We start from the raw sequence: 16,318 nt of genomic DNA, 5'->3' as shown, positions 1-16,318 counted from the left end.
CTAAAACGTCACAAAACCCAAGAGTCAAACCGTAACCCGGCCCCAATCAGCATCCGCCAATCTTTTAAGGTTTTCACCGAAACGAAGAAGTCCGTCGCTAGCAGCGCCGCCGCCCTCGTTCAGTGAGCGGGTTATAGATCCGAGGCCCCGAGCAAGTCAACAGGGGTCGTCGTAAAAACTTCAAGAAAACGGTAAGGCGTTGGATTAACACGATAATTCGCAGTTTTACGCGCAAGGAGGCTGTCAGGACCCTTTCACGCTCCTGATTCACGCGCGGCGGTGAAGCGATTGGCCGGCATGGAGAGACCAAGGTTGTCGCGCAGCGTCTTTCCTTCGTACTCTTCACGGAAGAGACCGCGGCGGCGCAGTTCCGGGAGCACCAGTTTGACGAAATCATCGAGGCTGGACGGCAGGGTCGGGAACATCAGGATAAAGCCGTCGGCTGCCCGGGTCTCGAACCATTCCTCCATGAAGTCGGCAATCTGGGTGGGCGTCCCGGTGATACCATTGCCGGTGTGCTTTTCCGCATAGTGACGGATCAGCTCGCCGACCGTCCGGCCGCTTTTGACGAAATCCACAAGCTCGTCGAACAGCGCCCGCGAGCCGCGTGGCGCCTCGGGCAGACGGTCCATGGGGAACGGCTGGTCGAGAGGAACGCCTGCGAGATCCGCCTCAAGAAATTCCGACAGCATCAGCCGACCGACATCGGGATGCAGCTTGTCGATCATGAAATCGACCTTGGCTTGCGCTTCGGCTTCGGTCTCTCCGACGTTGATGACAATGCCCGGCATGATCTTGAGATCGTCAGGATCCCGACCGTAGGCGGGCATGCGATCCTTGACGTTCTTATAGAAGGCCCGGTTGCGATCGATGTTGGAGGCGAGACTAAAGACGATCTCCGAGGTGCGCGCGGCAAGATCCATGCCGGGCTCCGACCCGCCGGCCTGAGCAATCACCGGGCGGCCCTGGGGCGAACGTGCGATGTTGAGGGGACCCCGGACCTGGAAATGCTTGCCCACATGGTTGAGCGTATGCAGCTTATCCTTGTCGTAATAGATCCCGGTCTCGCGATCGAGCTTGAGCGCGTCCGCCTCGAAACTGTCCCACAGACCGAAAACGACATCGACGAATTCCGCACCCCGCTCGTAGCGCAGGGCGTGGGGATCGAGTCCGTCGCGGTTGAAGTTATAGCCCGTCTCGTTGTGATCTGATGTCACGACATTCCAGCAGGCGCGGCCGCCGCTCAAATGATCGATCGAGGCAAAGATGCGCGCGACGTTGTAGGGTTCGTAATAACTGGTCGAAACGGTCGCGACCAGACCGAGCTTTTCGGTGGAAACCGCGAGCGCCGAGAGAAGCGAAAGCGGCTCGAAACGGTTCATCTTGGTCGGCTGTCGCGCCAGCGCTGCCGGATCGCCGACAGCGGCCGCGGGAGAGTCCGCCATGAACATGAAATCGAACTTGGCCGCCTCGGACTGTTTCGCGACGTTCAGGAGATGAGCGAAATCATTGGCGCCGTTCACATCGCTATCAGGATGCAGCCATGAAGCGGGATGAAAGCCGAAGGTATAGACGAATGTACCAAGCTTGAGTTTGTCGCGACGCGCCATGCTGTTATTTCGAACTCCCGATTGATGCCGATCGGTGCGCGGTATCGATCCGCTCTGCGCACACTTGCCCGAAGCTTACCAGCAGCCTCCCGGTCGGCAAGAACCGACCGGTTGTTTTCGCGCAAATACCGCACGCAATCTGGGGGCAAGGGGATCAGCCCGCTCGATATCCCGGCCGACAACGGTAAAACATCGGCAAGGGTCCTGCCCGTCAGGACGGTGCGAAGGGTTGAACCGCCTGACCGCCGAACAATGTTTCCCGTGGGATTTGGAAGATGAAATACGGATTGAGGAGCGGCAGCATCGTTGCCTGTTCCAGCCGTTGCAAATGATCATCACTCAGTGTGATTGCGAGCGACGCGACGTTCTCCGTGAGTTGGGCGACTCGGCTCGCACCGATCAGAACCGAGGACACGCCGGGTCGGTTGACAACCCAGGCAAGCGCAACTTCCGCCGGGGAACGGCCGATCTCGTCTGCGACCGTCTTCACCACATCGACCACGTCGAAGTTGCGCTCGGTAAACAACATGCCCCCAAACGGATTGTCCCCGTTTAACCGGCCGTCGCTGTCTCCCTCGCTCGTCGGTGCACCGCTATCGGGCATCGCTGTGGCGCGCCCCGCATCGGCAATCTTGTCGCGACCATACTTGCCGGACAGCAAGCCGGCAGCGAGCGGGCTCCAGGGAACGAGCCCCAAGCCGAACTCGGCACCTGCCGGGATAACATCGAGCTCGACGCCTCTGTCGATGAGCGAATAACTGTACTGCAGGCCGATCGGCTTCGGAAGGCCGTGCGCTTCCGCAAGTGTTGCGATCTTGGCGACATACCAGGCCGGCGTGTTGGAAAAGCCGTAATGCAGGATCTTTCCGGCGTGCACCGCGTCCGCCAGGGTCTGCAGCACCTCCTCGGCGGGCGTCGTACGATCCCAGACATGGATCCAGTACATGTCGATATAATCGGTTTTCATCCGCCGCAGCGAACCCTCCATCCCGAGCCGGATGTTTTTCGCGCCATTCCCACCCCAGAGCGGCGTGCCCCGCGCGCGGGAAAAACCGGACTTGGTGGCGATCACCAGACGATCCCGGTTGCCTTTGTCCTTCATGAAAGTGCCGAGCATGGTTTCGCTTTCGCCGCCCGAATAGATGTCGGCGGTATCGACGAAGTTGCCGCCAGCGTCGGTATAGGTATCGAACAAATCACGCGACGTCTTTTCACCGGCGCCCCACCGACCGGCGCCGAACGTCATCGTTCCGAGCGCGAGCGGGCTGACGATCAGTCCGGATTTGCCGAGTGTGCGGTAATGCGTGAGATCCATGCGTCTTCTCCATGCTGGTGATGACGAAGAACCTAGCAACACCTGCTCCTGCCGATTAGAGGTTGCGGGCGGCATGAACTTGTGAGCAGCTTGCAGCAATGGAGCGCAACCACCTCAATGATCTCGTGGCGTTCGCGACGGTCGCACGAGAGTGCAGCTTTACCCGTGCGGCCGCGATCCTCGCCATGTCGCCATCGGCACTCAGCCATGCGATGCGCGGGTTGGAAGAGAGGCTGGGCGTTCGGCTTCTGGCGCGCACGACACGCAGCGTGTCTCCGACGGAAGCGGGCGAGCGGCTGCTTCGATCACTGAACCCGGCGCTGGCGGAGATAGAAGACGGCCTGCAGGCAATGGCTGAATGGCGCGACAACCCGTCTGGCACAGTGCGGATCACCACCTTTGCCTATGCGGCCAGGATCGTTCTCCTCCCGAGACTGCCGGGATTCCTGCTTGCAAACCCGGATGTGCGCGTGGAGGTCAACATCGATGATGGCTTGACCGACATCGTCGCGGCCGGTTTCGATGCGGGCATCCGGCTGGGAGAAACGGTCGACAAGGACATGATCGCAGTCAAGATCGGCCCGGACCTGAGGACGGTGGTCGTCGGCACGCCCTCCTATTTCGAGAGATACCCGCCTCCCCTGACACCCTATGATCTCGACCGTCATGCCTGCATCGGTTATCGGCTGAAGACATCGGGCGGACTTCTTCCCTGGGAATTCCAGAGGGGTGACAAGGACATCAAGATCCGCACGCGCGGGCCTCTGGTCGCCAACGACGGCGATCTTCCGGCTGCAGCCGTACGAGCGGGCGCCGGACTTGGTTACATCATGGAGCATGACGTGGCGGAGGATATTGCGTCGGGCAATCTCATCCAGGTCCTCGACGACTGGTGCCCAAGATTTCCGGGTTTTCATCTTTATCACCCGAGCCGGCGACAATCCCCGCCGGCGTTGCGGGCGCTGATCGCTGCCTTGAAAACCAGTTGAGCAAGGCCTCCGCAATTTGCTACTGGCGCGGTCAGCAACGTGTTTTTGTGCGTACGCTTGATGACATCTCCTTTCGATCTATCTGGACCTCATGAAAATTGTCGAAAAAAGAAGCGACCGGATCAAGTTCAGGGACTGCGTGCGGTTGCTCGAGCGCCCTACGGGTCGGAACGCCATCGCCATGCAGGCAGCATTTGCGGTCGTCGATCTGGCGATCTTGGCATTCTTCCTGCTCGGCCCGTATCTTCGGTCCAGCCCGTCCTATCTGATCGTCGATTACATCATCGCAGCCTGGATCGGCTTGGAGCTCATGGTCCGCGCCGTCGCAGCACCGTCACTGCGACACTGGCTCGCAAGGCCGTTGACCTGGATCGATCTCGTCCTCCTGGTGACGCTGCTTTTCCCCGACGCGCTGTTCAACTTTGCTTTTCTTCGCGTCATGCGCCTTTGGGCCATCGGACAAAGCCCGTTGCTGAAGGAGGTTCTGCGGCGTGCGGGCTGCGTGTCGTACCTGGACGTCGTGCGCGCCGTGCTGAACTTCCTGGTGTTCCTGTTTCTGATGACCGGGTTCGTTTACACCACGTTCTTCTACAATCGTGACGGAAGCGAAGGTTTCATCGACGCGCTCTACTTCACGGTGGCAACGGTCACCACGACCGGTTTCGGAGACATCACGCTTCCGGGAACGGTCGGCAAGCTGACATCCGTCTTCACCATGATCATCGGCATCTCGCTGTTTGTCCGGCTGGCGCAGGCGATCGTCAGGCCGCACAAGGTCACGTTTCCCTGCCCGCGCTGCGCTCTGCAACGCCATGACGCAGACGCGGTGCATTGCAAGGCCTGTGGAGAGGTGTTGAACATTCCGGATGAGGGCAGTTGAACGAATGACCGGCGACGTCTCTAACCGCCGTCGACCCTGAGGGGCAGGCGTAGCACCCACCAGTCCACGTCCCGCCCTCCTCCTCCGTTACATAACCTTCTCAAAACTGTCGCAACACCGTCATGTCGCGGCTGCATAGCCCCTTCGAAAAGGAGCTCAGAATGCAGCCTCAATCGCTTAACATCACCGGCATCGGGAAAGGCTTCGGAGCCGACGACGTCCTGAAGGGCATCGACCTTTCCATTCGTCCTGGCGAGTTTCTATCGCTCGTGGGCATGTCCGGCTGCGGCAAATCCACGTTGCTCCGGATCATCGCAGGCCTTGAGACCGCGGATCGCGGAACGGTGTCGATCGGCAGCCGCGACGTCACCGATGTGGATCCGTCCGACCGCAATCTGGCGATGGTCTTCCAGTCCTACGCGCTCTATCCTCATATGACCGTGCGCGACAATATCGCGACGCCGCTGCGCATGCGCCGCCTTTCGGTCTGGTCGAGGTTGCCGCTGATCGGGCGGCTGATCGCGAAGGCCGAGACGCTGCGCGAAATCGATGCCGCGGTAAAGGAAGCAGCCGACGTGCTGCAGATCGGCCACCTGCTCGATCGCAGGCCGGCGCAGCTTTCCGGTGGTCAGCGTCAGCGCGTGGCGCTTGCCCGCGCCCTGGTCCGTTCGCCCTCTGCCTTCCTGATGGATGAGCCGCTGTCCAACCTCGACGCAAAATTGCGGGCTCATATGCGGGGCGAACTCACCAACCTGCACAGCCGCCTTGGCGCCACCTTCATCTATGTCACCCATGACCAGATCGAAGCGATGACCATGTCGGACCGCATCGCCCTGATGTCGGAAGGTCGCATCGAGCAGCTCGGCACGCCGGATGAACTTTACCGGCGCCCATCGACCTTGACCGTGGCGCGTTTCATCGGATCGCCATCGATCAATCTCCTGCCCGTCGAGCTGGACGCATCCGGAGAGATCGTTCTGTTTGGACAAAAGCTTGGCATCACCGCACGAAATGCATGGCCGGGACCTGCGACACTCGGCATCCGCGCCGAAGACGTTTTTCCCGCAGCTGATGGCATCGAGGCAAGCCTCGTGCGGACTGAAACGCAGGGTGCCGACCGTTTCGTCACCTTCAATCTCATCTGCGACCCATCCATTTCTATCGTCATGCGGCAGCGGGTCGGTGACGATCTTGGCGCGGATGCGGATGGAAATGTTCGGTTGGCGTTTTCAAAGGAAGGCGTCCATCTTTTCGGGTCCGACGAGAAGCGCCGCGAGATCACCGTTCACGAACAGGTGCCGGCGTGAGTATGGCGGCTTCAACGGTAGAGGCAATTTCAGAGGCCCGGCCACGCAAATCGTCGACTGCACGCCGCATGGCGCGGCGGGGGCTTTTCTTCGTTGCTCCGGCTGTGCTGCTGATGCTCGCCATCTACATCATTCCGATGCTTGTTCTCGCCGTCTTCTCGGTCACGGACTATCAGCTCGGCGCCATGTCCACCAGCTTCGTTGGCCTCGACAACTTTCGCAAGGCGTTCAGCGATCCGGTATTCTTGCGGGCATTGTGGAACACGGTGCTTTACGCGGTCATCGTTATTCCGGCGGGTGTCATCCTGGCGCTCGGGGTGGCACTTCTCGTCTATAACCGCAAGCGCAGCCGCGGCTTCTGGGAGATCGCCTATTTCCTGCCGGTGACGGCGACGCTCGTTGCGATGGCAACCGTGTTCCAGTTCCTGCTGCACCCCTCGCTCGGCCCGGTCAATGCCGCGATCAAGTGGTTCGGCTTCGAGCCGGTCGGCTTTCTGTCCAACCCGTCGCTGCTGATCCCGACCATGGCGATCATTGGCATCTGGCAGGTGCTGGGCTTCAACATGGTGCTCTTCCTGGCCGGTCTGACCGCGATCCCGAAGGATCTGCACGAAGCTGTCCGGCTCGACGGCGCGAAGAACCCGATCGACCGCTTCCTGACGGTCACATTGCCGATGCTCGGACCGACGATGATGTTCGTCATCGTCACCACGTCGATATCCGCATTCAAGGTTTTCGAAACCGTCGCGGTTCTGACCAAGGGTCGCTCGGGCTCGGAAGTGCTTCTGTTCGCGCTCTACCTTGAAGGCTTCGAATATTCCAACACCGGCTATGCGGCCGCCCTCACCCTGATTTTCCTTGCCATCGTCCTGGTGCTCTCGATCGGCCAGACGGTGCATATGGACCGGAAGGTACATTACTGATGGCCGCGCTCCGCAGATATTTGCCGCATGTCGTTCTGGCCGCCGGGGCCTTCGTGATGCTGCTGCCGTTCTACTGGATGTTTCTGACCTCCATCCGTTCGCCCGCCGAGATCTTCAGCGTCTCGCTTTGGCCGATCCCGGAGAAATTTGCAGCCGTCGACAACTATTCACGCGCGGCCAGTCAGGTACCGATGCTCCGCTTCATGCTGAACGGTGTGATCGTCTGCTTTGGCATCCTGTTCGTGCAGGTGCTGACAGCCGTGCCTGCAGCCTACGCGCTCGCAAAGCTTCGCTTTCCGGGCCGCAAACTGCTGCTGACGCTGGTCATTGCCGCACTCACCGTGCCGATCCAGGCGCTGGCATTGCCCCTCTTCGTGGGGCTCGCAAAAGCGCAGCTGCTGAACACCTATTTCGCGATGATGATGCCGTTTCTTCTCTCGGTCTTTGCGATTTTCCTCTTCAATCAGTCGTTCCGCAGCTATCCCGACGAGATCATCGAAGCCGCACGCATGGACGGTTTTTCGGAACTGGAAATCTGCTTCCGGCTGGTGCTGCGCGGCTCGCTGCCTTCGCTTGCGGCCTTCTCGGTGTTCTCGCTGGTTGCCCACTGGAACGACCTCTACTGGCCGATGATCGTTGTCACCGACACCAATCTGGCGCCGCCGCCGCTCGGCATGCTGTTTTTCGCGGACGTGGAATCCGGCGCGAACTACGGCGCGCTGATGGCGGGTGCGACGATTATCACGGCTCCGATGGTTGTCTGCTTCCTTCTTGCAAGAAAACATTTCATCGCCGGCATCACCATGACCGGCGTGAAGTAACTGCTCTCCTCCTCCCTCCCCCAACCGAACTCTTCGGAGACCAAAATGCATATCACCAGACGGACCGCGCTTGGCGGACTGGCTCTCGGCCTCGCGCTGACAGGTTTTTCCACGCAAGCATCTGCAGCGGATGTCACTTTGAACGTGCTCTACAACCTGCCGGGCTTCACGAAATTCCATCAGCCGCTGGCCGATGAGTTCATGAAGAACAATCCAGACGTCAAGATCAACTTCCTGGCGCCAGCGCCCGGCTATAACGATGGCCAGCAGCAGGTTCTGCGCGCAGCCGTCACCGGCAACCTGCCGGACGTCTATTTCTCGGGCTACAATCTGACGGCAGAACTGGTCCACACACTCGCACCGCGCAAGCAGATCACCGATCTCGCGCCGTTCATCGAAAAGGAGGGCGGCCAGGCCTTCCTCGACAAGAACTATTCGCCGAAGATGTCAGCGCTCGGCATGGTTGACGGCAAGCAGTACGGCCTGCCCGTCAACGCCTCTTCGCCGATCATCTATGTCAACGCCGAACTGGTGCGCAAAGCCGGCGGCGACCCGGACAACATGCCGAAGACATTCGACGGCCTGATCCAGCTTGCGAACAAGATCCATGCGCAGGACGCCAAGGTGTCCGGCATGGGCTACGATATCAACCTGTGGCCGGATGACTGGTTGTGGCAGGCGCTCATCACCAATCAGGGCGGCAAACTGGTTGATGAGACCACCAAGACCGTCGGCTTCGACAACGAGATCGGCCTCAACGCTCTAAAGCTCGCCCGACGTTTCGTCACCGAAGGCGGCCAGAACCTGCTTGACTGGGACCAGTCTCGTCAGCAGTTCGGTGCAGGCCTCACCGGCTTCATCTTCTCGACGCCTGCCCATGTGCAGACGATCGAAGCCTTGGTCGGTGACCGCTTCAAGCTGGTGACCTCGACCTTCCCGCTGGATAACCCTGAAAAGGGCGGCGTGCCGACCGGCGGAAACTCGGCCGTGATGCTGACCCAGGACAAGGAAAAGCAGGACGCAGCCTGGAAGTATATGAAGTGGGTGACAGGTCCGGAAGCGCAGAACGTCATCGTTCGCATCACCGGCTACCTGCCAACCAACAAGCTGGCCACCGGTCCGGAATTCCTGGCGCCCTACTATGCCGAGCATCCGAACGTCAAAACCGCTTCGCTCCAGGCTGAGCGCTCGCTGCCGTGGGCCGGTTATCCGGGTGGCGATTCCGTGCGCATCTGGCGCACCCAGCGCGACATCATCGGCACCGTCATGCGCGGCGAAGTCACGCCTGAGGCCGGTCTGAAGCAGATCGTCGAGCAGACCAACGCGTTGATGAAGTAATTACTGACCAATGCCTACGGCCGCGGGGAGCCTCTCCGCGGCCTATTCATTCTTGAGAGAACGACGATGAAAATTCTGCAGATCACCGATACGCACCTGATGCTGTCAGGCCAGTCCGTGAACGGTGTCGACCCCGAGAAACAGCTGCGCGCTGCCGTGGCTGATATTCTCGAGAAGCATGCCGATGCGGACCTGTTGGTGATGACCGGCGACCTTTGCAATCACGGTGATCCCGAAGCCTACGACATCCTCAAGGATATCCTGGCGCCCGTGCCGTTGGAAGTGCGCCTGATGCTCGGCAATCATGACGACCGGCCGAATTTTAGGGCGGCCTTCCCTGCCCATCCCCTCGATGCAAACGGATATGTCCAGTCCTTCCTCGATACGGAGTTCGGAAGGCTTGTCTTTCTCGACAGCCATGAGGCGGGTGTCATCGGCGGTATCTTTGGCGAAGAACGGATGGCGTTTTTGGATGAGGCGCTCGAAACTGCCGGCAAGCACCCGGTGACGGTCTTTATCCACCACCCGCCGATCGAATGCGGCATTGCCCATTTCGACCACATCGGCATGCATGACGACGGGCGGATCATGCGCCGGCTTGCCAGCCACAAAGCGGGCATCCGCCATATCGTGTTCGGCCATATCCACGTTCCGATGTCGGGAACGAGCGCCGAGGGCATCGCCTACAGCTCCGGTCAGGCCTGCGCCCATCGGTTCGTCACCGACCTTGCCAATCCGAAGCCGTTCTGGACGGGAGGCAATCCCTGCTACCGGATCATCAAGCTCGATGGACATGGCCTGCGCGCCTACGCCGTGGAAGTGGGCGAGACGATCACCGGCCAGGCGCCAGTCTGCGAAGGCCCATGATTTCGGGGTGGTCGAGGCGAAGTCGTGCGCCTCAACCAAAGCCTGCGTCTTGCAGAGCCTGAAAGCAGGCGATGCGCCTTTTCCACCACAGACATCAGCCGTCGATCAGACTGCAACCGAAATACCCCCGGCGAGGCTCTTTTATCGGCCTTGGATGAACTTGACGCCTATCAAGTTTTCGCGGATGGAGGTCGTCCACATGCGCGGATGAGGACGACGCGCTCTACGGGAGGAAAACACGTGTTTCATGCGTTGAACAGACGGACTTTTGCTGGCGCCGTTGCGGCTGCCACCCTTGCAGCGACCTGGGCAACCGGTGCCTTAGCACAGGCAACCGAGGTGAAGATCGCCTACGCGCTGGCGCGCGATTCCCATTACGGTGCCGCCGCCGATGGCTGGGACAAATACGTTACCGAAACCAGCCAGGGCAAATTCAAGTTCACGCATTTCCCGTCCTCCGCACAGGGTGGCGAGCGCGAAGTCATCGAAGGCCTGCAGCTTGGAACCGGCGTCCAGGCCGTCGTGGTCTCCTCCGGGGCACTTTCCAACTTCGTACCCGAGATTGGCGTCACTGATATTCCGTTCCTGTTTCGCGACCTGACGCATGCGCGCGCCGTGCTGGACGGACCGATCGGTGAAGGCATCCTTGAAAAGTTCCGCGATCGCGAGCTGATCGCCCTTGCCTGGGGCGAGCAGGGCTTTCGCCACATCACCAACAACCGCCAGCCGATCGAAAAGCCGGAGGATCTGGCCGGGCTGAAGATCCGCACCATGGAAAATCCGGTCCATATCGCGGCCTTCAAGACGGCTGGTGCCGCACCGACGCCAATGTCCTGGCCGGAAGTCATTCCAGCCCTGCAGCAGGGCGCGATCGACGGACAGGAAAACCCGCTTTCGGTCATCGTCTCCGCCAAGCTCTGGGAAGTTCAGAAGTATCTGACGGTGTCCGGACACGTCTATTCGCCGGCAATGCTGATCGTGGCGCCATCGTTCTGGGAAAGCCTTTCCGAGGACGAACAGAAGATCTTCGCGGACGGTGCGCTGAAGGGCAAAGAAGCCATGCGCGCCTTTGTCGACGCCTCCGAAAAGAACGGCGTGGAAAAGGCGAAGGCTTCAGGCATGCAGGTCAACGTGCTCAGTGACGAGCAGAAGGCCGCGTTCCAGAAGTCGATCCAGTCCGCCTATGACGGTTACTACAAGACCTATACCAAGGAACTTGTCGACCAGATCATCGCCACGAAATAAGCGCGTCAACACTTCGACGGGCGCCCTCTTCAGGTGGACGCCCGTCAGCGGATCGATCCGAGGGGCGGCGCTTCGAGCGCCGGGGGTGCAATGCAGAAATTCGAACGTATTTTCGTCGATCTCAATCGCTGGCTGCTGATCGCTATACTGTCTGCGATGGCGATCCTGGTGTTTCTCAACGTCTGCCTTCGGTTTCTCACCAATCAGTCGATCACCTGGTCGGACGAAGTTGCCCGCCACCTGATGATCTGGCTGACATTCATCGGAGCCGGCATTACGCTCAGGCACGGTTCGTTGACGGCGATCGACAACGTCCAGATCGCGGTCGGAGATCGCAAAGCCCGCATCCTTCGCATCATCTCGGCGATCATCATGTTCGCGTTCTTCGCGGTGATGATCTGGGCCGGCAAAACCTACGTTGGCCGCACGATGCTGCAGACGACGCCGTCCACGCAGATCCCCTTCGGCTATATCTATCTCGCGATCCCGATCGGCTTCACCCTTTTGACCATGCATCTTCTCCTGGTTCTGCGCACCTACGTCATCGGCGGCATGAGCGCGCTGCAGGGCGAAGACGACCTCCCGCCGGTTGCTGCCTGACCATGATGATTTCCATTCTCTTCGTTTCGTTTTTCATCCTGATGGCCGTCGGCGTGCCGATAGCCTTCACGCTGGCGATTTCGACCTGGCTCGCCGTCATTCTCGGCAGCCGCTATCCGCAGATCGTCGTGATCAAGGAAATGTTCTCAGGGGTGGACAGCTTCCCTCTGCTCGCCGTCCCGTTCTTTATCCTTGCGGCCGAACTGATGACGGGCGGTGCGCTTACCCATCACCTTCTGCGCCTTGCGGCGCAATTCGTCGGCCGTGCCCGCGGCGGGCTCGGTTATGCCAGCATCATCTCGACAACGCTGTTTGCCGGCATTTCCGGCTCGGCACTTGCAGCAGCGGCCGGACCGGGCGCGATGACGATCCGGATGATGGAGAAAAGCGGTTACGAGAAGCGCTACGCATCCGCTTTGGCTGCGGCTGTGGCGATCGTCGATCCGATCATCCCGCCGTCGATCACCATGATCATCTATGCCCTGCAGGACAATCGCGTTTCGGTCGGCGGCCTGTTCGTTGCGGGCGTCATTCCTGGTCTCCTGATCTCCGCCGCGATGTGCCTGGTGAACTTCTACATTTCCCGCAAGCGCAACTACCGCTCGATGGATCTGCGGCCGACGCTTGCCGAGATGGTAAGGACGACGGTCTACGCGATGCCGGCAGTTGCCCTGATTGTCATCGTCGTCGGCGGCATCCGCGCCGGGTATTTCACCCCGACCGAGGCATCCGTCATCGCGGTATTCTACTCGCTGTTCTGCGGCATGTTCATCTACCGCTCCCTGCACATGCGGGATCTGCCTGATATCATCTTCCGCTCGGCGATGATCACCGTCGGCATTCTGCTCATCCTCGCTGCCGCACGAGCCTTTGCCTGGGTGCTGATCATTGAAGGCGTGCCGCAATATATGGCGGACCTGATCATATCGTGGAACCTCAGCCCGATCATGTTCCTTCTCGCCGTCAACGTGCTGTTGCTGCTTTTCGGCACATTCATGGATCCCCTTCCCGGCGTCATGATCCTGGTGCCGATCCTGGCGCCGATCGCCTTTAGCCTGGGGATCGATCCGATCCACTTTGCGATGATCGTTATTCTCAACCTGACGATCGGGCTGATCACCCCACCCGTCGGCCAGCTTCTTTATGTCGTCTCGGCGGCGGTCAGGATCAGGGTCAGCGAGATCTCCCGGGAAATGACACCGTTCCTCATCGCCTATGTCGTGATCCTGCTTGTGATCACCTTCATTCCGGCGCTGTCGACCTGGCTGCCGCGTCTCACCGGTTTTTGATCTAACGCGCCGGACGTGACTGCGGCGAGTATCGGTAACCGACACCGGATGTCGCCGCCAAAAGCACAGTTGTTTTCCGAAAAACACGGATAAATGTGGAACTCAGGTTCGCCGCTTGCCGAGATCGCAGCTTGCCGCCATATAGACGCCTATGACAGTCGATTCGAAGATATTTGTGGGCCTGAAGTCCATCCGCAAAAAGCCTGCGCCGCAAAGCGACACATCCGGGCCGCGATGCCAGTGGGATGGCTGCGAAAAAAAAGGTTCACACCGCGCGCCGGTCGGCCAGGGCGGCGAAGGCCTGTATCTCCTGTTCTGTCTCGAGCACATCAAGGATTACAACAAGGGCTATAACTTCTCGCCGGCCCAGTCGGATCCTGTGGTCGCCCGCTACCAGAAGGAAGCGGTCGCTGGCCAGCGCTCGACATTGGGAACCGGCGTCAAGCAGCCAACCGAGATCCCGATGCCGCTGACGACCCGCTCCGGATCGGCAAAGGCGCTCAACGCGCGAAAGAGCGCGGAGCAGCGCAAGGCGCAAAAGGCGGAACAGCAGGCAAGAAAGCTCAAGGTTCTCGAGGCCAAGGCGTTCGAGACACTCGGACTTCCGCAAGACGCGACGCCTGCGCAGATCAGGCTCCGCTATAAGGAACGCCTGAAGATGCACCATCCCGATGCAAACCAGGGTAGCAGGACATCGGAAGACGAGCTTCGCGCGTCGATCGAGGCACACAAGATCCTCAAGCTGAACGGCTTCTGCTGAGACTTCGTGCATCGCTATAGTTGCGGGTCTTGCAGTTAAGACTCGGACGCGTCCGAATGGCGGCAGTTTGTGCGATAGCTTTGTTCTATTGCGTAACCGTTCTGCACTATTGACCAAAAATCATGAGATGAGACACTTTCCTGCATCGTGAAGCTGGGTTCGCCCACCTTGCACGTGTTTTGACCCCGTTGGCCGTCGTGGAGGGCGGCTTGCGGGATCAGCGGGGAGGCCGCTCATATGAACATGCATATTTCCGCCGGTGAGTTCACCGCGCGGTCGCTGAGCATTATCGCAAGCCTGAAGCATCTCGAAGGGCCGATGCTGCCCATCCTGCATGCCATTCAGGCGGAGTTCGGTTACGTGCCGGATGAGGTCAAGCAGGTGATCGCGACCGAACTCAACCTGTCTCGCGCCGAGGTGCACGGCGTCGTCACCTTCTACCACGAATTCCGCGATCACCCGTCCGGTCGGCACGTGCTGAAGCTCTGTCGGGCCGAAGCGTGCCAGTCGATGGGCAGCGACCATATCGCGGATCGCGCCCGGCAGGTTCTCGGGATCGACTTTCACCAGACGACGCTCGATGGCGCGGTGACGCTGGAGCCGGTCTACTGCCTCGGCCTCTGCGCCTGCGCACCGGCCGCAATGATGGACGGCGAACTCTATGGCCGCGTCGACGAGCAGTGTCTCGGCGACATGTTACGGGAGGCAAGGCGATGACGGTTACGATCTTCGTTCCGCGCGATGCCGCAGCTCTGGCGCTTGGCGCAGACAGGGTGGCAAAGGCCATCGCGCAGGAAATCGAAAGCCGCGGGTTGGATGCAAGACTGGTGCGCAACGGCTCGCGCGGCATGGTCTGGCTGGAGCCGCTGGTCGAGGTCGGGACGGACAGAGGGCGCGTTGCCTACGGTCCGGTCAAGACCGGCGACGTGGCGGGTCTGTTCGATGCCGGGTTGATGGATGGCGGAGGCCACGACCTCTGTCTCGGGCTGACGGAGGAAATTCCTTTCCTTCGTCAGCAGACCCGGCTGACCTTTGCCCGCTGCGGCATCACCGATCCCCTGTCGCTCGAGGATTACCAGCGGCACAACGGACTTGTGGGTCTTCGGAACGCCATCGCGATGTCGCAGGCGGAGATCGTCGCAAAGGTTACCGACAGCGGTCTTCGCGGCCGCGGCGGCGCCGGTTTCCCGACCGGCATCAAGTGGAAGACGGTGATGGACGCGCCGGGCCCTCAAAAATACATCGTCTGCAATGCCGACGAGGGCGACAGCGGCACGTTTGCCGACCGGATGATCATGGAGGGCGACCCCTTCGTGCTGATCGAGGGCATGGCGATCGCAGGCATCGCGACCGGCGCCACGAAGGGTTATGTCTATACCCGTTCCGAATATCCGCATGCCATTGCCACGATGACCGAGGCCGTCGAGATCGCCCGCGCTGCTGGCATCCTCGGGCCTTCTGTAATGGGCTCGGTCTATGCCTTCGACATCGAGATCCGCTCCGGTGCCGGCGCCTACGTCTGCGGCGAGGAGACGTCGCTCTTGAACTCGCTTGAGGGAAAGCGCGGTACCGTGCGGGCAAAACCGCCGCTACCGGCTTTGCAGGGATTTCTCGGCCGACCGACAGTGGTCAACAATGTCATCTCGCTTGCCTCGGTGCCTGTGATCATGGAGCGCGGCGCAGAATTCTACCGGGATTTCGGCATGGGCCGCTCGCGCGGCACGATCCCGCTCCAGATCGCCGGCAACGTCAAGCATGGCGGCCTGTTCGAGACGGCTTTCGGGCTGACCCTCGGCCAGATCATCGATGATATCGGTGGCGGCACGGCGACCGGGCGTCCGGTCAAGGCGGTACAGGTGGGCGGTCCGCTCGGCGCTTACTTCCCGCGCGAGCTGTTCGATACGCCCTTCGACTACGAGGCATTTGCCGAAAGAGGCGGGCTGATCGGCCATGCGGGCATCTCGGTGTTCGACGATAGCGCCGACATGCTGAAACAGGCCCGTTTCGCGATGGAATTTTGCGCCATCGAAAGCTGCGGCAAGTGCACCCCCTGCCGGATCGGTTCCACCCGCGGCGTCGAAACCGTCGACAAGATCCGCGCCGGCATCGAGCCTGATAAGAACAAGGTGCTGCTGGAGGATCTCTGCAACACGATGAAGTTCGGCTCGCTGTGTGCGCTCGGCGGGTTCACGCCCTATCCTGTCATGAGCGCGATGAACCATTTTCCGGAGGATTTTGCGCCGGCACCGATGGTGGAGGCGGCGGAATGATGAGGAGTGCTCTGCTTAGCAGACGAAAAGCCAACGATTTGGCTTTTCGAATGACGAATGCCCGCAGCTATAGCGAAGGGCGGGCAGCAAGTCCCCTCCCGCTC

15 protein-coding genes are annotated in these 16,318 nt (G+C 60.4%); 13 read left to right on the top strand and 2 right to left on the bottom strand.

All coding sequences use genetic code 11. From position 1 onward, the window contains the following. Positions 1 to 254: 254 nt before the first annotated feature. Both IFT59_RS20455 and IFT59_RS20450 read right to left on the bottom strand, forming a co-directional pair. Positions 255 to 1,610, bottom strand: a complete 1,356-nt coding sequence (locus tag IFT59_RS20455) for an LLM class flavin-dependent oxidoreductase (RefSeq protein WP_192088074.1) — start codon at positions 1,608 to 1,610, stop codon at positions 255 to 257. 211 nt (positions 1,611 to 1,821) lie between these two features. Beyond that, on the bottom strand, positions 1,822 to 2,925 hold the full coding sequence (locus tag IFT59_RS20450; RefSeq protein ID WP_062463303.1) for an aldo/keto reductase: 1,104 nt from the start codon (positions 2,923 to 2,925) through the stop codon (positions 1,822 to 1,824). A gap of 98 nt (positions 2,926 to 3,023) precedes the next feature. Here IFT59_RS20450 and IFT59_RS20445 point away from each other — a divergent pair, with 98 nt between their 5' ends. From IFT59_RS20445 to IFT59_RS20385, 13 genes are all read left to right on the top strand, one after another. Next, positions 3,024 to 3,914, top strand: coding sequence for a LysR family transcriptional regulator (locus tag IFT59_RS20445; protein ID WP_192088072.1), 891 nt, complete (start codon positions 3,024 to 3,026; stop codon positions 3,912 to 3,914). 181 nt (positions 3,915 to 4,095) lie between these two features. Next, positions 4,096 to 4,794, top strand: coding sequence for a potassium channel family protein (locus IFT59_RS20440; RefSeq protein WP_430249318.1), 699 nt, complete (start codon positions 4,096 to 4,098; stop codon positions 4,792 to 4,794). A gap of 161 nt (positions 4,795 to 4,955) precedes the next feature. Further along, entirely contained in the window at positions 4,956 to 6,101 is a 1,146-nt protein-coding gene (locus tag IFT59_RS20435; protein ID WP_192088071.1) for an ABC transporter ATP-binding protein, read from the top strand. A 2-nt stretch (positions 6,102 to 6,103) separates the two neighbouring features. Then, positions 6,104 to 7,024, top strand: a complete 921-nt coding sequence (locus IFT59_RS20430) for a carbohydrate ABC transporter permease (protein ID WP_062459086.1) — start codon at positions 6,104 to 6,106, stop codon at positions 7,022 to 7,024. Next, entirely contained in the window at positions 7,024 to 7,845 is an 822-nt protein-coding gene (locus IFT59_RS20425; protein ID WP_062576395.1) for a carbohydrate ABC transporter permease, read from the top strand. Before IFT59_RS20430 ends, IFT59_RS20425 begins: the two co-directional genes overlap by 1 nt. 45 nt (positions 7,846 to 7,890) lie before the next feature. Beyond that, positions 7,891 to 9,183, top strand: a complete 1,293-nt coding sequence (locus IFT59_RS20420; RefSeq protein WP_113110023.1) for an ABC transporter substrate-binding protein — start codon at positions 7,891 to 7,893, stop codon at positions 9,181 to 9,183. A 66-nt stretch (positions 9,184 to 9,249) separates the two neighbouring features. Beyond that, complete coding sequence (locus tag IFT59_RS20415) at positions 9,250 to 10,050, top strand: phosphodiesterase (protein ID WP_192088069.1); 801 nt, start codon at positions 9,250 to 9,252, stop codon at positions 10,048 to 10,050. A gap of 240 nt (positions 10,051 to 10,290) precedes the next feature. Continuing rightward, positions 10,291 to 11,295, top strand: coding sequence for a TRAP transporter substrate-binding protein (locus tag IFT59_RS20410; RefSeq protein WP_244508887.1), 1,005 nt, complete (start codon positions 10,291 to 10,293; stop codon positions 11,293 to 11,295). Between the two features lie 90 nt (positions 11,296 to 11,385). Further along, positions 11,386 to 11,895, top strand: coding sequence for a TRAP transporter small permease (locus tag IFT59_RS20405; protein WP_192088068.1), 510 nt, complete (start codon positions 11,386 to 11,388; stop codon positions 11,893 to 11,895). Between the two features lie 2 nt (positions 11,896 to 11,897). Next, the gene (locus tag IFT59_RS20400) at positions 11,898 to 13,184 is read left to right on the top strand and encodes a TRAP transporter large permease (RefSeq protein ID WP_244476187.1); all 1,287 of its coding nucleotides are present in this window, start codon (positions 11,898 to 11,900) and stop codon (positions 13,182 to 13,184) included. A 151-nt stretch (positions 13,185 to 13,335) separates the two neighbouring features. Next, positions 13,336 to 13,944, top strand: coding sequence for a J domain-containing protein (locus tag IFT59_RS20395; protein WP_062459068.1), 609 nt, complete (start codon positions 13,336 to 13,338; stop codon positions 13,942 to 13,944). Between the two features lie 237 nt (positions 13,945 to 14,181). Further along, positions 14,182 to 14,661, top strand: a complete 480-nt coding sequence (locus IFT59_RS20390; RefSeq protein ID WP_192088066.1) for a formate dehydrogenase subunit gamma — start codon at positions 14,182 to 14,184, stop codon at positions 14,659 to 14,661. After that, positions 14,658 to 16,214 carry a formate dehydrogenase beta subunit gene (locus IFT59_RS20385; protein WP_192088064.1) on the top strand — a complete coding sequence of 519 codons (1,557 nt, stop codon included), beginning with the start codon at positions 14,658 to 14,660 and terminating at the stop codon, positions 16,212 to 16,214. Before IFT59_RS20390 ends, IFT59_RS20385 begins: the two co-directional genes overlap by 4 nt. Positions 16,215 to 16,318 lie beyond the last annotated feature (104 nt).

The organism is Rhizobium sp. CFBP 8752 (assembly GCF_014842035.1).
GTDB lineage: Bacteria > Pseudomonadota > Alphaproteobacteria > Rhizobiales > Rhizobiaceae > Neorhizobium > Neorhizobium soli.
Note: the sequence above shows the minus strand (reverse complement) of the source record. Positions and strands in the feature narration are given on the sequence as shown.

What these genes read in the sequence shown, in the direction of transcription:
- IFT59_RS20455 (WP_192088074.1), bottom strand. Translation starts at nt 1,610, where the DNA reads ATGGCGCGTCGCGACAAACTCAAGCTTGGTACATTCGTCTATACCTTC.
- IFT59_RS20450 (WP_062463303.1), bottom strand. Translation starts at nt 2,925, where the DNA reads ATGGATCTCACGCATTACCGCACACTCGGCAAATCCGGACTGATCGTC.
- IFT59_RS20445 (WP_192088072.1), top strand. Translation starts at nt 3,024, where the DNA reads ATGGAGCGCAACCACCTCAATGATCTCGTGGCGTTCGCGACGGTCGCA.
- IFT59_RS20440 (WP_430249318.1), top strand. Translation starts at nt 4,096, where the DNA reads ATGCAGGCAGCATTTGCGGTCGTCGATCTGGCGATCTTGGCATTCTTC.
- IFT59_RS20435 (WP_192088071.1), top strand. Translation starts at nt 4,956, where the DNA reads ATGCAGCCTCAATCGCTTAACATCACCGGCATCGGGAAAGGCTTCGGA.
- IFT59_RS20430 (WP_062459086.1), top strand. Translation starts at nt 6,104, where the DNA reads ATGGCGGCTTCAACGGTAGAGGCAATTTCAGAGGCCCGGCCACGCAAA.
- IFT59_RS20425 (WP_062576395.1), top strand. Translation starts at nt 7,024, where the DNA reads ATGGCCGCGCTCCGCAGATATTTGCCGCATGTCGTTCTGGCCGCCGGG.
- IFT59_RS20420 (WP_113110023.1), top strand. Translation starts at nt 7,891, where the DNA reads ATGCATATCACCAGACGGACCGCGCTTGGCGGACTGGCTCTCGGCCTC.
- IFT59_RS20415 (WP_192088069.1), top strand. Translation starts at nt 9,250, where the DNA reads ATGAAAATTCTGCAGATCACCGATACGCACCTGATGCTGTCAGGCCAG.
- IFT59_RS20405 (WP_192088068.1), top strand. Translation starts at nt 11,386, where the DNA reads ATGCAGAAATTCGAACGTATTTTCGTCGATCTCAATCGCTGGCTGCTG.
- IFT59_RS20400 (WP_244476187.1), top strand. Translation starts at nt 11,898, where the DNA reads ATGATGATTTCCATTCTCTTCGTTTCGTTTTTCATCCTGATGGCCGTC.
- IFT59_RS20395 (WP_062459068.1), top strand. Translation starts at nt 13,336, where the DNA reads ATGACAGTCGATTCGAAGATATTTGTGGGCCTGAAGTCCATCCGCAAA.
- IFT59_RS20390 (WP_192088066.1), top strand. Translation starts at nt 14,182, where the DNA reads ATGAACATGCATATTTCCGCCGGTGAGTTCACCGCGCGGTCGCTGAGC.
- IFT59_RS20385 (WP_192088064.1), top strand. Translation starts at nt 14,658, where the DNA reads ATGACGGTTACGATCTTCGTTCCGCGCGATGCCGCAGCTCTGGCGCTT.